We start from the raw sequence: 15,643 nt of genomic DNA on the forward strand, positions 1-15,643 counted from the left end.
TTCCGGGGAAACGGGATGGAAGAGGAAGTGCGGCGGGCGACCGGGGGTCGCACGCTCGACGAGGTGCTGGCCGCGCTCGGGGCGTTGCTCGGGTCGCTCGCGCTCGTCTGGGTGCTGTACCTGAACCTGCTGCCGGCGTCCGGCGCGCTCGGGTTCGTCGTGTGCTGGTACCTGACGTTCCTGCTGATGTACGCGGGCGTCACGGCGCTGCGCCACCCCCGGCCGGTGATCGCCGACCGGGTGGCGGGCGCCGTCGTGCACGGGCTCGCGTCGCTGCTCGCGCTCGGTCTGGTGCTGGTGGTCGGTTTCACGTTCTACCGGGGCGCGGAGGCGTTGGGGCACCTCAACTTCTTCACCGACGACCTGCGCTCGGCCGGCCCGCTCGACCCCCTGGAACGCGGTGGCGTGCTGCACGCCGTGGTCGGCACGGTCGTGCAGATCACCATCTCGGTCGCGATCACCCTGCCCCTCGGCGTGGGGTGCGCGGTGTTCCTCAACGAGGTCAAGGGACCGCTGGCCCGGCCGGTGCGCACGGTGGTGGAGGCGATGACCGCCCTGCCGTCCATCGTGGCCGGTCTCTTCATCTACGTGACGGTGCTGGTGTTCGCCGGGTTCGACCGCAGCGGGCTCGCCGCGTCGCTCGCGACCAGCGTGATGATGCTGCCGATCATCGCGCGGGCGTCCGAGGTCGTGCTGAGGGTGGTGCCGGACGGGCTGCGCGAGGCCTCCCTCGCCCTCGGCGCGTCCCAGTGGCGCACGGTCTGGCGGGTCGTGCTGCCGACCGCCAGGCCCTCGCTCGCCACCGCGCTGATCCTCGGCATCGCGCGCGGCATCGGGGAGACGTCACCGGTGCTGCTGACGGCCGGCTACACGACGTACCTCAACGCGAACCCGGTGGAGGGTCCGATGGTCTCGCTGCCGCTCGTGACCTACACGCTCGCCCGCTCCTCGGAGAAGGTCGACCAGATCCGCGCGTTCGGCGCGGCCTCCATCCTGCTCGCCATCGTCCTGTTGTTGTTCGTGACCGCGCGGATCGTCGCGGCGAGAGGGGGCCGCCGATGAGGCGAATCGCATTGGTGGTGCTGCTGTTGCTGCTGACGGCGGCGCCCGCGCAGGCGCAGAGCTACTTCCCGATCCGGGGCTCCGGGTCGTCGTGGAGCGAGAACGCCATCAAGCAGTGGATCTCCGACGCGAGCACGTTCGGGCTGCCCGCGAGCTACTCGGGCACCGGGTCGAGCGCGGGCCGGCTCGACTTCGCGCAGAAGATGAACGACTTCGCGGTGTCCGAGATCCCGTTCCAGGGCGTCGATCCGACGACCGGCAACGCGGACAACTCCAACGGCAGGCCGTTCGCGTACATGCCGATCGTCGCCGGCGGCACGTCGTTCATGTACAAGATCACGATCAACGGCCAGTTGGTGCGCGACCTGCGGCTGCGCGGGGAGACGATCGCGAAGATCTTCACCGGCCAGATCACCGACTGGTCCGACGACCAGATCACCGGCGACAACAACGGCCGCAAGCTGCCGAAGAAGCGGATCGTGCCGGTGGTGCGCTCCGACGGCTCCGGCACGACCGCGCAGTTCACGTTGTGGATGTCGAAGCAGCACCCGCAGCAGTACTGCCCGTTCTTCGCCGAGCACGTCGACGCGGGCAAGCCGTGCGGGCTCACGTCCTACTACCCGACGTTCGGCAACGCCGTGGCGCAGAGCGGGTCCTCGCAGATGGCCGGGTACATCTCCGCGGAGTACGGCGAGGGCGCGATCGGCTACGTCGAGTACTCCTACCCGCGCGCGATGGACTACCCGGTGGTGAAGGTCAAGAACGCCGCCGACTACTTCGTCGAGCCGACCGACTACAACGTCGCGGTGGCGCTGCAGTTCGCAAGCATCGAGCGGGACGCCTCGAAGGAGACCTACCTGACGCAGATCCTCGACGGCGTCTACACGAGCAACGACCCGCGCACCTACCCGCTGTCGTCGTACTCCTACATGATCCTGCCGACGTCCGAGGACGGGAAGACCACGCGGGACTCCGGCCGCACGCTGTCGGCGTTCGCGCGCTACTTCCTCTGCCAGGGCCAGCAGAAGATGGGCCCGCTCGGCTACTCGCCGCTGCCGCTGAACCTCGTCAAGGCCGGGTTCGAGCAGGTCGCCAAGGTGCCGGGCGCCGAACAGGCGCAGCTCAACCCGGTCGGCTGCCGCAACCCCACGTTCGACCCGAACGACCCGGAGTCCAACCTGCTCGCGAAGTCCGCGCCGATGCCGCCGGACTGCGACAAGGTCGGCAAGGGTCCGTGCGGGGCTGAAGGCGGTGGCGATCCGCAGAACCCCGACGGACAGCAGAACGTCGACGGGCAGAACCCCGGCACCGTGGGCCAGGACGGGCAGACCCCCGACGGCCAGACGGGCGTCGACCCGCTGACCGGTCAGCCGGTCGACGCGGACCGCAGGAGGTCCGCGACCGGCAGCGCCACCGAGCTCGCCGCGGCCCGCGGGGAGGGCATGACGACCGGGCTCGCGGTGCTGGCCGCCGTGCAGCTGGTGCTCGTGCTGGTCGTGCCCACCTTCGTCGCCCGTGCCCTGAACCGCCGCCGAACAGGGAGCAACTGATGCGCAGGAGCATCCATTTGGGACTGGTGCTGGTCCTGCTCTGGACGTCCGTAGGGGTGGTGCCCGCGTCGGCCGCCCCGGAGACGCAGACCAGGGACGGCATGTCCGTCACCGTCTCGCAGACCTCGGACCTGGTGCGGCAACGGGTGAAGGTGTCGTGGTCCGGCCTCACGCCCACGAAGGGCAGCGGTGCCAACGCGAGCTACCCGGTCGCGATCATGCAGTGCTGGGGCGCGCCCGCCGAGGTGACGCAGCAGCGGTGCTGGTCGGCCGGACGCGCCATGGAACCCGCCACGTTCATCGACACCGCGCCGTGGGACCCGGTGCAGTACGGCGACTACGGCGACCTCGGCCTCAACCTCGCCACCGTGCTGTCCTTCACCGCCCGCGACGGCAAGCGCTACTCGTGGGAGCCCGTGCAGGTCGACGACGCGGGCGTGCCGGTGGCGTGGCCGGACGGCAGCGTGCGGGCGGGAGCGCCGCCGGACCTGACGCAGGACACCTACAACTTCATCCAGCCGCCGACGCTGCTGGGGGAGACCCGTGCCGACGGCAAGGGCGCGGTCGACATCGAACTGCTGCCCGCCGAGCAGCTGCCGAGCCTCGGCTGCTCGGACACCGCGGCCTGCTCGCTCGTCGTGGTGCCGATCGGTGAACCGCGCTGCAACCCCGATCTCTCGGGACTGGTCGAGGACTGGGCGCTGGGCTGCGAGCCGGGGGCGGAGAACTCGTCGCTGCGCTCGGCCGCCACCTGGAAGTCGCCGGTGAACTGGGAGAAGCGGTTCACGTTCCCGCTGTCGTTCCGCAAGACCCAGCAGGTCTGCGCGCAGGACGACCGCGAGGAGACCGGGCTGTCCGGCTCGCCGTACCTCAACCAGCTGATGTCGAGCTGGCGCCCCAAGTTCTGCCTCGACGGCGGGTTGTTCAAGCTCGGCTACACGAGCCTCGGCGAGGGCGACGCGCGGCGGCAGTTCCTGCGCAACCTCACCGAGAAGCGCGCGGACGGGGTGAACGCGGTGCTCACGTCTCGGCCTCCGGACGGCGAGGCGTCGCGGCCGGTGGTCTACGCCCCGGTCGCCGTCACCGGGTTCACCGTGGCGTACCTGCTCGACGACGCGGCGGGCGCCGAGGTCGGCTCGCTGAACCTCACGCCGCGGCTGCTGCTCAAGATGCTCACGCAGTCCTACACCGGTGCCGCGCCGGGCATCGAGACGCACCCGGCTATCGCGGGCAACCCCGCCTGGTGGGGTTCCGATCCCGAACTGGCGGCGGCGAACCCCGGTCTCGCGCTGCGCGGGTTCGGGGTGGAGCCGTCGGCGTACCCGTTGCTGGTGCAGGGAGATCTCGACCTGACGTGGGCGCTCACCGCGTACATCGCCTCGGACCCCGCGGCGGTGGCGTGGCTCGGCGGCGCGCCGGACGAGTGGGGGATGAAGGTCAACCCGAAGTTCCAGGCGACCGCGCTGCCATTCGCCGCGGTGGAGCTGCGCGACGACTGGAAGGTGCCGGCGACGTCGGCGACCTACAAGAACCAGCTGTGGTTCAACCTGATCGCGAACCAGGTGCCGTCGGTGGTCGCCTCCGCCGTCGCACTGGTGCAGGGCAGGCCGATGGCGACCACGAACGAGTCGCTGGAGGGCGACCGGTTCGTCTACAAGCGACCGGAACGCCAGCAGACCGGGTCCCGCGCGCTGCTCGCCGTGACGGACCTCGCCGACACGTCCGTGTTCGGGCTGCGGTCGGCCTCGCTGCGCACCCGCACCGGCGAGTACGTGGCACCGAACCGCACCACGATGGCGTTCGGGTTGAACGCGACGACCATCGACGCGAAGACCGGTATCCTGCAGATCGACCAGTCCAAAGTAGATGGACGGGCCTATCCCGGCACGTCGCTCGTGTACGCGGGCGTCCCGACCTCGCAGCTGCCCCAGGCGCAGGCCGACCGGTACGCGACGTTCCTCGAGTACGCCGCCGGTGCCGGGCAGGACTACGGCATCGAGATCGGCAAGCTGCCCGACGGGTACCTGGCGCTGACCGACCCGTTGCGCCAGCAGGCCAGGGACGCGGCCAAGGCCGTGCGGGAGCAGAAGGGCGTGGTGCCGCCACCGCCGCCCGCCGTGGTCGACAACCCGGCCGGACTGCCGATCGCCGGCCGCGACAACGTCCGCAAGCCCGAGAACGCGCCGGTGCCCTCGTCGGTGGCACCGCCCTCGCCGGCACCGAGCTCGACCGCCGTGACCACGTCGTCGTCGACCCGTGCCGACTCGTCGGCGTTCGGCCGGTGGGCGCTGCCGGTGCTGCTGGGACTCGGCCTGCTGGCCGGGCTCGTGGCGCCGCTCGTGCCCGCGGTGTCGTCGCCGGAGCACCCGTTGCGCCGCCTGTTCCGCCGGCGGTCGTCGTGACGCTGCTGGCCGCGCCTCCTCCTGAGACCGGCACGGCGCCACCGCCACGGCCGAAAGCGGTGCAGCCGCTCGAGATCGCGCTCATCACGCGCGTGCTCGGCGGGTTGTCGCTCGCGTTGCTGGGGTTCGTGGCGTACGTGCTGGTCGTCGGGCCGATGACGCACGACCGCGCGCAGGACCTGCTCTACGCCGACGCGCGGGAGAAGCTCGCCGAGATCGAGATGCCCACCGGCGGCTCGATCGAGCCCGGCTCCCCGGTGGCGTTGCTGGAGATCCCCGGCCTGCACCTCAACGAGGTCGTCGTCGAGGGCACCACGGGCGGGCTGCTCACCGACGGTCCAGGGCACCTGCGGACCACGCCGTTGCCCGGCCAGCCGGGCAGTGCGGTGATCATGGGGCGGGCGTTGACGTTCGGCGGGTCGTTCCGCGACATCACCGCGCTGCGCGAGGGCGACGAGGTCGTCGCGACCACCGGCCAGGGCCGGTTCGTCTACCGCGTCGACGGGGTGCGGCGCGACGGCGACCCGATGCCCAAGCCCGGCGGCAACCACCTGGTGCTGCTGAGCGCGGAGGTCAGCGAGTTCCTCGGGCTGCCGATCAAGGTGGAACGGACGGTGTTCGTCGACACGACCCTCGTGCACCCGAGCCCGTCCGGGCTGACGCCGCCCCCGGTGTCGTTGCTGCCGGAGGAACGGGCGCTGGAACGGGACGCGGGCGGTCTGGTGCCGCTGGTGCTGTGGTCGCAGGTGCTGCTGCTCGCGGTAGCGGGCTTCACCTGGGCCCGCACCCGCTGGGGGCGCTGGGAGACGTGGTTCGTCGGCGCTCCGGTCGTGCTGGCCGCGTCCTGGCAGGTCTACGAGTACTTCGCCATCTCACTGCTGCCGAACCTGGCCTGAGCAAGGGAACGGGGCTCCCGCCGCGGCGGGAGCCCCGTTTCGCTGCGCTCAGACCGCCGCGCGCACGACCAGGAACTGGGTGCGCTTGAACAGCGAGAGACCGTTGTCCGTCACGAAGACCAGCGTGCGGGCACCGTCCGCCAGCGGGGCGCCCCACGAGACGCCCTGGACGTCGTCGACCTTCTTGCCGAGCGCGGTCAGGTCGAGGACCTGGGTCTTGGCCACCGGCTGGTAGTCCTGCCCGGCGAGCGCGTCCACACCGGCGATGTTGGTCGCACCGGTCGCGAAGTCGATCTCGAACAGCTTCTTGCCCTCCAGCACGAGGAACCGGCTGTCGGCGACGTGCAGGATCTCCGCGACCGGGGCGTCCGCGACGTAACCGAACTGCACCAGCAGCTCGCCGGTCGCGCGGTCGTGCAGGGTGAGGCGGGTCGCGGTGCCGTCGGCCGCCGCCGGCGCCTCGGTCGCCGTCAGCACGGTGCCCTCGGGCGTGGTGGCGAGCCCGGTCAGCGTGGCGCCGGCGAGAGAAGCGGGGAACTGCTGGGTGAACGCGCCGTTCGCGGTGGACTCGCGGACGACCGCGCCGTCCGTCCACAGCAGACCGTTGTCGGCCCGCACGCCCTGCGGCGCCGACCTCGGGAACTTCGTGCCGTCGGCCTGGCGCAGTTCCTTGACGCCGGTGACCGTGACGCAGTCGCTGACGCGGGCGGTGAACACGCGGTCCTTGGTGATCAGCCGGAACTGGCCGTCCGCGCCGGCGTCGATGCCGGTGATCCCGCCGACTGTCTTGCCGGCGAATCTCGTGTGGCCGGGCAGGCTGTGCTCGGCGATCAGGGTGAACTCGGCGGCCTGCGCGGACGGGGTGACGACCACGGCGGCGGCGACGGCCGCGACGGTGGCGATGAGGGCGGTGCGCATCGGTTCTGCCTTTCTGGCGGTGGTGAGGGGAAAGGAAAGGGCCCGACGTGCGACACGCCGGGCCCTTCGTGGTGGTGCGTCAGTTGCGGTCGACACCGCAGTTGGAGGAACGGCGGAAGCCGGCGGCGATGATGTCCGCGCGCGCCGTCGTGTTGGTGCAGATGTAGCCGAGGGTGCCGAAGAGGCCCGAGAACTTCGCGACCGTCTTGTCGGCCTTGCGGATCACGTTGAACAGCGCGCGGTCGTACGCGACCACGCCACCGGTGGTGACGGCCTGGCCGTCGGCCGGGTTCACGCGAGCGGTCTCCGCGGCGGCCTTGCCGGCCGGGCGGACCGAGTCGTCCACCGTGTTGACCTTGATCGTCGAGATGCCGACCGCGCGGCCGACGGAGAACGGCGCGATGGCGTTGGCGTCACCGACGAGCGGTGCCGCGTTGTGCTCCTGCACGGGCTGGCCGCCGAACGTGTCCTTGGCACAGGTGCCGGGCGCGGTCAGGCCGATGCTCTCCAGGAAGAACGCGCGCGTGCCGGAACCCGACTGCGGCAGGTAGGCGGTGCGGTTGCAGTCCGCGCTGCCGGCGGCCGACGCGTACAGCTTGTTCAGGTCCAGCGTGGTCAGCGTGGTGGGCACGTTGGACGTGCTCGCCGTGGCGTAGGTGACGGTGTCGCGGGCGAACTCGATGAAGCCGTAGTTGGCCTCGGTGCCGTCCGACTTCGCCTTGCGCGAGGAACGCGCGTAGTCGAGGTTGTGCGTGCTGCCGTCGGCGATCAGCGCGCTGATGCCCGCGGACGAGCCGTTCGGGCGGGTGATCGTCGGCGCGCCCGCCTTCGGGGTGATCGTCGTGCTGCCCGGGACGATGGCGTCCCAGGAGTAGGCGCGGTTGGCCGGAGCCGGGGACTTCGCGTTGTAGTGCGCGGTGAGGGTGTTCAGCACGCCCTGGGTGGTGTCCGAACCGACGCCGACGACGTCGGTGGCGGCGGGGACCACACCGGCGGCCGGGTCGGCCTGGGCGGTGCCCGCGAAGGCACCGATGGTCGTGACGACCACGGCCGCCTTGATCAGGGTGGAGCGCATTGGGTTTCTCCCTGTGGCTCAACGGTTTCCTGGCGACGTGAACGTTGCCCGATGGGTGCACCCGCAACCACCACGAGGTGGGAAACCTTGTGCTCTCGCGCCATCCCGCCGCGGTGAACGCGCACCCAACCGCGCCGTCGGCCATGCCAGGTGAACCGCTTGTTCACCGGTTGGTGCGCCCAGGCCTCTACCCTCCGCGCGTGACGCAGACACAGGTGGACCTGGAATCGCTGATCACGGGCGCGACGCTGGAAGCCGTCGACGTGTCCGCGTGGTTCGGCAAGCGCAAGGTGCTGGACCGCGTGTCCCTCACCATGTCGGCGGGCACCGTGACGGCGCTGATCGGCCCGTCCGGCTGCGGCAAGTCGACGTTCCTGCGCATTCTCAACCGGATGCACGAGCTCGTGCCGTCCGCCGCGCTCGCCGGGGAGGTCCGCCTCGACGGCTCGGACATCTACGAGCAGGGCCGTCCGATCACCGAGACCCGCCGCCGCATCGGCATGGTGTTCCAGAAGCCCAACCCGTTCCCCGCGATGTCCATTTCGGACAACGTGACGGCCGGCCTGAAGCTGACCGGCCTGTCGGCGTCGCGCGCGGAACGAGAGGCGCTGGTCGAGTCGTGCCTGACGCGCGCCGGTCTGTGGAAGGAGGTCCGCGACCGGTTGCGTCAGCCGGGCGGCGCGCTGTCGGGCGGCCAGCAGCAGCGCCTGTGCATCGCGCGTTCGCTGGCCGTCCGCCCGGACGTGCTGCTGATGGACGAACCCTGCTCCGCCCTCGACCCCACCTCGACCCGGCGGATCGAGGAGACCATCGCCGAACTGCGCACCCAGGTCACGATCGTGATCGTCACGCACAACATGCAGCAGGCTGCCCGCGTGTCGCAGCGGTGCGCGTTCTTCCTGGCCGAGGACGGCGCTCCTGGGCACGTGGTGGAGCAGGGCCCCACCGAGGACATCTTCGGCAGCCCGGTCGACCCGCGCACCGCCGACTACGTGAACGGCAGGTTCGGCTGACCGCTCAGGCCCGGCTGCCCACCACCTCGGCCGGCTGCGGTGCGGTGCGCCCGAGTTCCGCGGTCGGGCGCCGGAACGTCTCCCGTCCCGTGGCGATCGCCGCTGCACTCAGCGCGCACACCGCGGCCGTGAAGATCGCGACCCCGATCCAGTCCTCACGCCCCGAACCGATGGCCGCCACGACACTGGGCGCGAAACCCGCGATGGCGAACCCGATCTGGGTGCCGATCGCCATGCCGGACAGCCTGACCTCGGTGCTGAACATCTCGCCGTACAGCGAGGGCCAGATGCCGTTGATCGCGGAGTAGGCCACGCCGAACAGCAGGATGCCGAGCGCGAACACGAGGCCGTACGCACCGATCGAGATCGACCACAGGTACGGGAAGATCAGGATCGCGCACGCGCCGCAGCCGGCGAGGAAGACGGGCTTGCGGCCGATCCGGTCGGAAAGCCCTGCCAGCAACGGGATCGCGGCCAGCGCGACGACGTTGGCGAGCACGCCCACCCACAGCATCGGGGTGCGGGCGAGGCCGATCGTGTTCACCGCGTAGCTCAGGGCGTAGACGGTGAAGATCGTGCTGACCGAGGCGATGGTCGCGGCGAGCACGACGCGCAGGACGTCGATCCAGTGCGTGCGGAACAGCGTCGCCGCGGGGAGTTTGGCCTTCTTGGTGCGTTCGAACGCGGCGGTCTCGTCGATCTTGCGGCGGATGACGAGGCCGGCGACCACGACGAGTGCGCTGCACCAGAACGGAACGCGCCATCCCCACGTGAGCAGGTCTTCCTGGGGGAGTGCCGCCACCGGCAGGAAGATCGCGGTGGCGAGGATCTGGCCCGCCTGCGTGCCGCTGAGGGTGAAGCTGGTGAAGTACGCCCGGCGGTGTTCCGGCGCGTGTTCCAGCGACATCGAGTTGGCGCCCGCCTGCTCACCCGAGGCGGAAAGTCCCTGCAGCAGGCGGAGGAAGACGAGCAAGATCGGTGCCAGCACGCCCGCGGTGTCGTAGGTCGGCAGGCAGCCGACGGCGAAGGTCGCGACGCCCATCAGCAGCAGCGTGAAGATGAGGACCTTCTTGCGGCCGAAGCGATCGCCGACGTGGCCGAGGACGAACGCGCCGAGCGGCCTCGCGAGGTAGCCGACGCCGAACGTGCCGAGGGCGAGCAACGTTCCCGTCGCCGGATCGGCGGCGGGGAAGAAGACCTTGTTGAAGACCAGTGCCGCGGCGGTGCCGTAGATGAAGAAGTCGTAGTACTCGAGGGCGCTGCCGATCCAGGCTGCCAGCGCAGTCTTGCGGGCCATCGATGTGGTCACGGCGTACTCCTATGTACGGCCTAGTTAGTTAATACAAGTTCGGACATGGCACCCCCGCGTGTCAAGGGTCAGATTTCAGCTGGTCAAGTAGTCGATCAGCATGTCACCGAGCATGCGCCGGTGGTGGTCGCGGCGCTCGGGGTCGAGCATGTCGCGGCCGAAGATCGCGGCGAACGTGTGCCTGTTCGCGAGCCGGAAGACGCAGAACGAGCTGATCACCATGTGCACGTCGAGGGGGTCGACGTCGGCGCGGAACCGGCCGGCCGCGCGGCCCCGTTCGAGGAGCTGCGTCAGGCCGTCGAGCGCCGGGTTCGCCAGTCCCGCCAGGACTTCCGAGCGGGCGATGTGCTCGGCGCGGTGGATGTTCTCGATGCTGACGAGCCGGATGAAGTCCGGGTGCGCCTCGTGGTGGTCGAAGGTCAGCTCCGCGAGCCGGCGGATGCCGTCCTCTGGCGAGAGGTGCTCGACGTCGAGTTCGGCCTCGAGCGCCCGGATCTCCTGGTAGGCGCGTTCCAGCACGGCGATGTAGAGCTGTTCCTTGCCGCCGAAGTAGTAGTAGATCATCCGCTTGGTCGTGCTGGTGCGTTCGGCGATCTCGTCGACGCGCGCGCCCGTGTAGCCCTTGTCGGCGAACTCCCGGGTGGCCACCTCCAGGATGTCGGCGCGGGTGCGGTCCTTGTCCCGCTGGCGCTCGGCATCGGGTGATGGTGCGGCCACCTTGCCCCCTTCGATCGGCGGATGACCAGCCAACTCTAGTCCAGCACTTCCTGGCGGCGACTCGGAGCGCTACAGTGAACTCACTAGTTCGTACATTAAGCGGGAGGTCCGGTGACCAGCTACCAGATCGGGCTCGTCGGCACCGGCATCGGCCCGTCGCTGAGCCCGGCGCTGCACGAGCGCGAGGCGCGCGAGCTCGGGCTGAGCTACACCTACCGGCTGCTCGACCTGGACGTCATCGGGCGGCCGGTCGGCGACGTGCTGGCTCGGGCTCGGGCGGAGGGGTTCACCGGCCTCAACGTCACGCACCCCGCGAAGCAGGCGATCCTGCCGCACCTGGACGACGTCGCCGGGGAGGCCGCCGCGCTGGGTGCCGTCAACACCGTGGTCTTCGAGAACGGCGCGGCGATCGGCCACAACACCGATGCCACGGGCTTCGCCCGCAGTCTTCGCCGTGGCCTGCCGGACGTGCCGATGGCGAACGTCGTTCTGCTCGGAGCCGGGGGAGCGGGCGCTGCCGTCGGGCACGCGCTGCTGTCGCTCGGCACCGGTCGCCTGGGCGTCCACGACGTCGACCCAGTCCGCGCCGCGTCGCTGGTGACGGCGTTGCGGAGCAGGTTCGGCGACGACCGGGCCGTCGTGTGCGGTGCTGACGCGGTCCAGAACGCAGACGGGCTGGTGCACGCGACGCCCACCGGCATGGCGGCCCATCCCGGGCTGCCGATCGACGAATCGCTGCTGCGCGAAGGACTTTGGGTCGCCGACATCGTCTACCGGCCCCTGGAGACGGCGCTGCTGGCCGCCGCTCGGGCACGCGGCTGCCGGGTTCTGCACGGCGGCGGGATGGTCGTGCTCCAGGCCGCGGAGTCGTTGCGGCTGTTCACCGGCTTCGATCCGGACGCGGGCCGGATGCTCGCGCACTTCGAGGAACTGGAAGGGGAACCCGCCCATGCGTCCTGATCCGCGCACCTCGATCGCCACCGTGTGCCTGTCCGGCACTTTGGACGACAAGCTCGTCGCGGCCGCCGAGGCGGGCTTCGACGGCGTCGAGCTGTTCGAGAACGACCTGCTCGCCTCTCGTCGCGGACCCGCCGAGATCCGGGGGCGCTGTGCCGATCTCGGGCTGGGCATCGATCTTTACCAGCCGTTCCGCGACTTCGAGGCCGTGCCGCCGGACGTGCTCGCCGCCAACCTGCGCCGTGCCGAGCAGAAGTTCGGTGTCATGGCGGAACTGGGCGTGGACACGGTTCTCGTGTGCTCGTCGGTGTCGCCGGACGCGATCGACGACGACGATCTCGCCGCCGAACAGCTGCACCTGCTGGCGACGCGCGCGGGTGAGCACGGCCTGCGCATCGCCTACGAGGCCCTTGCCTGGGGCCGGTACGTCAACGGCTACGAGCACGCGTGGCGGATCGTGCGCCGCGCCGCCCACCCGGCGCTGGGAGTCTGCCTGGACAGCTTCCACATCCTGTCCAAAGAGGACGATCCGCGGGTGATTCGCGCCATCCCCGGCGACAAGATCTTCTTCCTCCAGCTCGCCGACGCGCCGGCGTTGCCGATGGACGTCCTCCAGTGGAGCCGCCACCACCGCCTCTTCCCGGGGCAGGGCGACTTCGACCTGACCACGTTCACCCGCCACGTGCTCGACGCCGGCTACCGGGGCCCGCTCTCGCTGGAGGTGTTCAACGACGTGTTCCGCCAGTCCGACCCGCGCCGTGCCGCGATCGACGCCATGCGGTCGCTCGTCGGCCTGCGGGACTCGTTGGGGCTGCTGGACGTTCCCGCCGCGCCCGTACCGGACGGCTACGCGTTCGCCGAGGTCGTGGGCGAGGCGAACCTGGCCGCGCTGGGGTTCGCGCGAGCGGGCGTGCACCGGTCGAAGCCCGTCGAGCTGTGGACGCAGGGCGAGGCGCGCGTGCTGGTCAACGCCGACGGCGAAGCAGGTGCGGTCGGGGCGCTCGGCCTTTCCGTGCGCGACCCCGCGGCGGCGGAGCACCGCGCGAAGGTGATGCTCGCACCACCGCTCTCGCGGGCGTCCGGGCCGGGCGAGGCCGCGCTGACGGCCATCACGGCCCCGGACGGAACGCAGATCTTCCTGTGCGCCGACGAGGAGTGGCTCACCGACTTCGTGCCCACCGGGGAGTCCGTCGCCGGGGTCGGGATCACCGGCATCGACCACGTCGCGCTGACCCAGCCGTTCGACAACTTCGACGAGGCCACGCTCTTCTACCGTTCGGTGCTGGGGCTGGAGCCGGGTGCCATCGCGGAGTTCGCGGCGCCGTTCGGGCTGGTGCGCGGCCGTGGCGTGAGCGCGGGCGGAGTGCGGTTGACGTTGGATGCTGCACTGGTGCGCCGAGGCGGTTGGGCCCCGGCGGTGCGGGAGCCTCAGCACATCGCGTTCACGTGCGCCGATGTCGTGGAGTGTGCTCGCGCGTTGCGGCAGCTGGGTGCGCGACTGCTGGACATCCCTGGCAACTACTACGACGACCTGGCGGCCCGCACGGCCTTGCCGCCCGAGCGCATCAGCGCGCTGCGCGAGCAGTCCGTCCTCTACGACCGCGACGACCGCGGCGAGTACCTGCACTTCTACACCGAGCTGGCCGGCGCCAGGGTGTTCTTCGAGGTGGTCGAGCGCATCGGTGACTACCGGGGGTTCGGCGTGGTGAACGCTCCCATTCGCATGGCGGCCCACCACGAAGCCCGGCAGGCCGCTAGGTGAAGAGGATCTTCCTGGCGGCGGCCTTGCCCGGTGCGGTGCGCAGCAATGTGAACGCCAACTCCGCGACGTTCGGACTCCTGACGAGGGAGAGGCCGCGCCGGAGTTGGGAGCGCAGCAGGTAGCGGCGGCGCATCGCCGCGCCGTCGTAGTGCTTCAGCACGTACCTGTTGCCGCTGCGCAGGTAGTCGGACGTGACCTCGGCGGCGAGCTCGGACATCCGCATGCACGGGTCGAGCCCGCCCGCCGTGAGCGGGGAGACCGCACCCGCCGCGTCGCCGACCAGCAGGCCTTGCGGGGACACGATTCGGCGCAGCAGCCCGCCGACCGGGATCGGCCCGCCCCTCCGCCTGACCGGTCCGGCCGGTTCCGGCGTGGGGAAGCTGTCGCGGAAGCGTTGCAGCAGTTGGGGGAGAGGGGCGGTGAAGCGGTCGGCGCGGCCCGCCAGGCCGATGTGAGCGTGCTCGCCGTCGTCGATGACCCAGGCGATGTAGCCGGGCGCGAGACGCGGGTCGACGACGCAGTGGAACGTCGGCGTCGAGCCGGTCCGCACCGGGTAGACCTCCTCGATGCCGGTGATCATGCGCCGGTTGACGTCGAGGCCGAGGTTCTTCGCGACCGTGGATCTGGCGCCGTCCGCGCCGATCGTGAACCGCGCCTTCGTGGACTTCCCGGGATAGCTGGAGTTCAGCGTGACCTGGGCGCCCGCGCGTTCCGCTTCCCTGACCGCGGTGGTGTAGATGCTCTCCATGTCACCGACGCGGAATTCGTCGCGGTCGCTGATCAACTCCACCGGATTTTCGCCCGACGGCGGGTAGAGCAGCACGCGCCGGACCGCCGGGCCGAGGTGCGGCAGGTCGTAGTCGTCGAGCGTGCGCCGGACGAAGATCCCGGTCGTGCGGATGCCCGTCTCCAGGCTTGTCCGGCGTTCACACACGGCCACGTCGAGGCCTGCTTCGGCCAGCAGGCGCGCGGTGGTGAGCCCGGCCAGCCCGGCGCCGACGACGAGCACGTCCACGGTGTCCATGTGCCCGACGCTAGATCCGGTCACCCGGCTGTTTCCGCCTTCCCGGCGACACCTTCACGGGATCTGCACCGTTTCTCCACAAATGTGAGCGCTTGACATGCCGGAGCCGGGTCGCGGAAGGTGTGCACACCGCTGCCTCGAATCGTTGGTTCGAGGAGGAACACCGATGGAGTTGTTCAACCGCCGCACCGCTCTGCGAGGCGCACTCGCAGTCGCGGCCACGCCACTGGCCGCGGGTGTGGCATCGGCAGACGTGGGGGCGCTGGCGTTCGTCCAGAAGTGGGCGCCGAACCCCGGCTCGGTCGGGCTGAAGGCGTTCGCGGGCGTCGAGGACGACCGCTCGAACTCGCACCCGTCGGCCACGCACATCTTCGCCGAGAGCGACCAGTACCGGTTCGTGATGCACAAGTCCGATCGGGACGGTGCGGACCGGCAGCGCAACGAGGTGCGCGCGATCCAGACCGGCAGCACCCGCCACGACATGAAGAAGGGCGAGACCTGGCGCTACAACTACCAGATGTACGTGCCGTCGACCCTGAAGGGCACCACCAGCTTCACGCACATCTTCCAGGTCAAGCACACCGGAGTGGACTCGCCGGTGGTCACGATGTCGTTGTTCCGCTCGGGTTCCGCGGAGACCGTCGAGATGAGACTGTTCGGCGCGGGCCAGGCGAAACTCGGCAGCACGCCGCTCGCGCCGTTGCGCAACAGGTGGATCGACGTCGAGATCGAGATCAAGGTCGCCGACTCCGGCAGCCTGCGCTTCTCGTTGAAGGACGGCGGAACCACGGTGGTCAACGCCTCCCGCTCCGGCTTCGACACGTGGCTGGGCGGTGACCAGGCGCACCCGAAGTGGGGCATCTACCGAGGCCTCGGCGACTCCGCGCAACTGCAGGACACCTACCTGTTGCTGCGCAACATGAGGGCGTACCGGAACGAGTAGAGGGTGTTCCCACAG

13 protein-coding genes are annotated in these 15,643 nt (G+C 70.4%); 8 read left to right on the forward strand and 5 right to left on the reverse strand.

What is annotated here, in order from left to right; all coding sequences use genetic code 11:
- The first annotated feature begins 15 nt into the window (after positions 1 to 15).
- The 4 genes from pstA to ACQEU1_RS43745 are packed head-to-tail and all read left to right on the forward strand — an operon-like array spanning position 16 to position 5,910.
- Positions 16 to 1,062, forward strand: a complete 1,047-nt coding sequence (gene pstA / locus ACQEU1_RS43730; protein ID WP_433216333.1) for a phosphate ABC transporter permease PstA — start codon at positions 16 to 18, stop codon at positions 1,060 to 1,062.
- Positions 1,059 to 2,612 (forward strand): substrate-binding domain-containing protein, encoded by a 1,554-nt coding sequence (locus tag ACQEU1_RS43735; protein WP_433216336.1) that lies wholly within the window; start codon positions 1,059 to 1,061, stop codon positions 2,610 to 2,612. Before pstA ends, ACQEU1_RS43735 begins: the two co-directional genes overlap by 4 nt.
- On the forward strand, positions 2,612 to 5,014 hold the full coding sequence (locus ACQEU1_RS43740; protein ID WP_433216339.1) for a hypothetical protein: 2,403 nt from the start codon (positions 2,612 to 2,614) through the stop codon (positions 5,012 to 5,014). Before ACQEU1_RS43735 ends, ACQEU1_RS43740 begins: the two co-directional genes overlap by 1 nt.
- A complete protein-coding gene (locus ACQEU1_RS43745; RefSeq protein WP_433216342.1) occupies positions 5,011 to 5,910 on the forward strand; it encodes a class E sortase in 900 nt (299 codons plus the stop codon). Before ACQEU1_RS43740 ends, ACQEU1_RS43745 begins: the two co-directional genes overlap by 4 nt.
- A gap of 48 nt (positions 5,911 to 5,958) precedes the next feature.
- On the opposite strand, the gene ACQEU1_RS43750 is transcribed toward ACQEU1_RS43745, so the two are convergent.
- The gene (locus ACQEU1_RS43750; protein WP_433216345.1) at positions 5,959 to 6,828 is read right to left on the reverse strand and encodes an esterase-like activity of phytase family protein; all 870 of its coding nucleotides are present in this window, start codon (positions 6,826 to 6,828) and stop codon (positions 5,959 to 5,961) included.
- 79 nt (positions 6,829 to 6,907) lie between these two features.
- Positions 6,908 to 7,903 (reverse strand): hypothetical protein, encoded by a 996-nt coding sequence (locus ACQEU1_RS43755; protein ID WP_433216348.1) that lies wholly within the window; start codon positions 7,901 to 7,903, stop codon positions 6,908 to 6,910.
- 200 nt (positions 7,904 to 8,103) lie between these two features.
- On the opposite strand from ACQEU1_RS43755, the gene ACQEU1_RS43760 reads away from it, so the two are divergent.
- A complete protein-coding gene (locus ACQEU1_RS43760) occupies positions 8,104 to 8,916 on the forward strand; it encodes a phosphate ABC transporter ATP-binding protein (RefSeq protein WP_433216351.1) in 813 nt (270 codons plus the stop codon).
- A 4-nt stretch (positions 8,917 to 8,920) separates the two neighbouring features.
- Here the strand turns inward: ACQEU1_RS43760 and ACQEU1_RS43765 are convergent, their stop codons facing one another.
- The gene (locus tag ACQEU1_RS43765) at positions 8,921 to 10,225 is read right to left on the reverse strand and encodes an MFS transporter (RefSeq protein ID WP_433216354.1); all 1,305 of its coding nucleotides are present in this window, start codon (positions 10,223 to 10,225) and stop codon (positions 8,921 to 8,923) included.
- Between the two features lie 75 nt (positions 10,226 to 10,300).
- Positions 10,301 to 10,942, reverse strand: a complete 642-nt coding sequence (locus ACQEU1_RS43770) for a TetR/AcrR family transcriptional regulator (RefSeq protein ID WP_433216357.1) — start codon at positions 10,940 to 10,942, stop codon at positions 10,301 to 10,303.
- A gap of 111 nt (positions 10,943 to 11,053) precedes the next feature.
- On the opposite strand from ACQEU1_RS43770, the gene ACQEU1_RS43775 reads away from it, so the two are divergent.
- The gene (locus ACQEU1_RS43775; RefSeq protein WP_433216360.1) at positions 11,054 to 11,902 is read left to right on the forward strand and encodes a shikimate dehydrogenase; all 849 of its coding nucleotides are present in this window, start codon (positions 11,054 to 11,056) and stop codon (positions 11,900 to 11,902) included.
- Positions 11,892 to 13,661 (forward strand): bifunctional sugar phosphate isomerase/epimerase/4-hydroxyphenylpyruvate dioxygenase family protein, encoded by a 1,770-nt coding sequence (locus ACQEU1_RS43780; RefSeq protein ID WP_433216363.1) that lies wholly within the window; start codon positions 11,892 to 11,894, stop codon positions 13,659 to 13,661. The genes ACQEU1_RS43775 and ACQEU1_RS43780 overlap by 11 nt, the downstream gene beginning before the upstream one ends.
- On the opposite strand, the gene ACQEU1_RS43785 is transcribed toward ACQEU1_RS43780, so the two are convergent.
- Complete coding sequence (locus ACQEU1_RS43785; RefSeq protein WP_433216366.1) at positions 13,654 to 14,685, reverse strand: FAD-dependent oxidoreductase; 1,032 nt, start codon at positions 14,683 to 14,685, stop codon at positions 13,654 to 13,656. The two genes, ACQEU1_RS43780 and ACQEU1_RS43785, sit on opposite strands and share 8 nt — an antisense overlap.
- A gap of 166 nt (positions 14,686 to 14,851) precedes the next feature.
- Between ACQEU1_RS43785 and ACQEU1_RS43790 the strand changes: the two genes are divergently transcribed.
- A complete protein-coding gene (locus ACQEU1_RS43790; RefSeq protein ID WP_433216369.1) occupies positions 14,852 to 15,628 on the forward strand; it encodes a heparin lyase I family protein in 777 nt (258 codons plus the stop codon).
- Positions 15,629 to 15,643 lie beyond the last annotated feature (15 nt).

It is taken from the genome of Lentzea sp. CA-135723 (assembly GCF_050936595.1).
Taxonomy (GTDB): domain Bacteria; phylum Actinomycetota; class Actinomycetes; order Mycobacteriales; family Pseudonocardiaceae; genus Lentzea.

Bases quoted from the DNA above. Each gene is read 5' to 3' on its own strand.
- ACQEU1_RS43750 (WP_433216345.1), bottom strand. From the start codon at position 6,828: ATGCGCACCGCCCTCATCGCCACCGTCGCGGCCGTCGCCGCCGCCGTG.
- ACQEU1_RS43785 (WP_433216366.1), bottom strand. From the start codon at position 14,685: ATGGACACCGTGGACGTGCTCGTCGTCGGCGCCGGGCTGGCCGGGCTC.
- ACQEU1_RS43740 (WP_433216339.1), top strand. From the start codon at position 2,612: ATGCGCAGGAGCATCCATTTGGGACTGGTGCTGGTCCTGCTCTGGACG.
- ACQEU1_RS43735 (WP_433216336.1), top strand. From the start codon at position 1,059: ATGAGGCGAATCGCATTGGTGGTGCTGCTGTTGCTGCTGACGGCGGCG.
- pstA (WP_433216333.1), top strand. From the start codon at position 16: ATGGAAGAGGAAGTGCGGCGGGCGACCGGGGGTCGCACGCTCGACGAG.
- ACQEU1_RS43780 (WP_433216363.1), top strand. From the start codon at position 11,892: ATGCGTCCTGATCCGCGCACCTCGATCGCCACCGTGTGCCTGTCCGGC.
- ACQEU1_RS43755 (WP_433216348.1), bottom strand. From the start codon at position 7,903: ATGCGCTCCACCCTGATCAAGGCGGCCGTGGTCGTCACGACCATCGGT.
- ACQEU1_RS43790 (WP_433216369.1), top strand. From the start codon at position 14,852: ATGGAGTTGTTCAACCGCCGCACCGCTCTGCGAGGCGCACTCGCAGTC.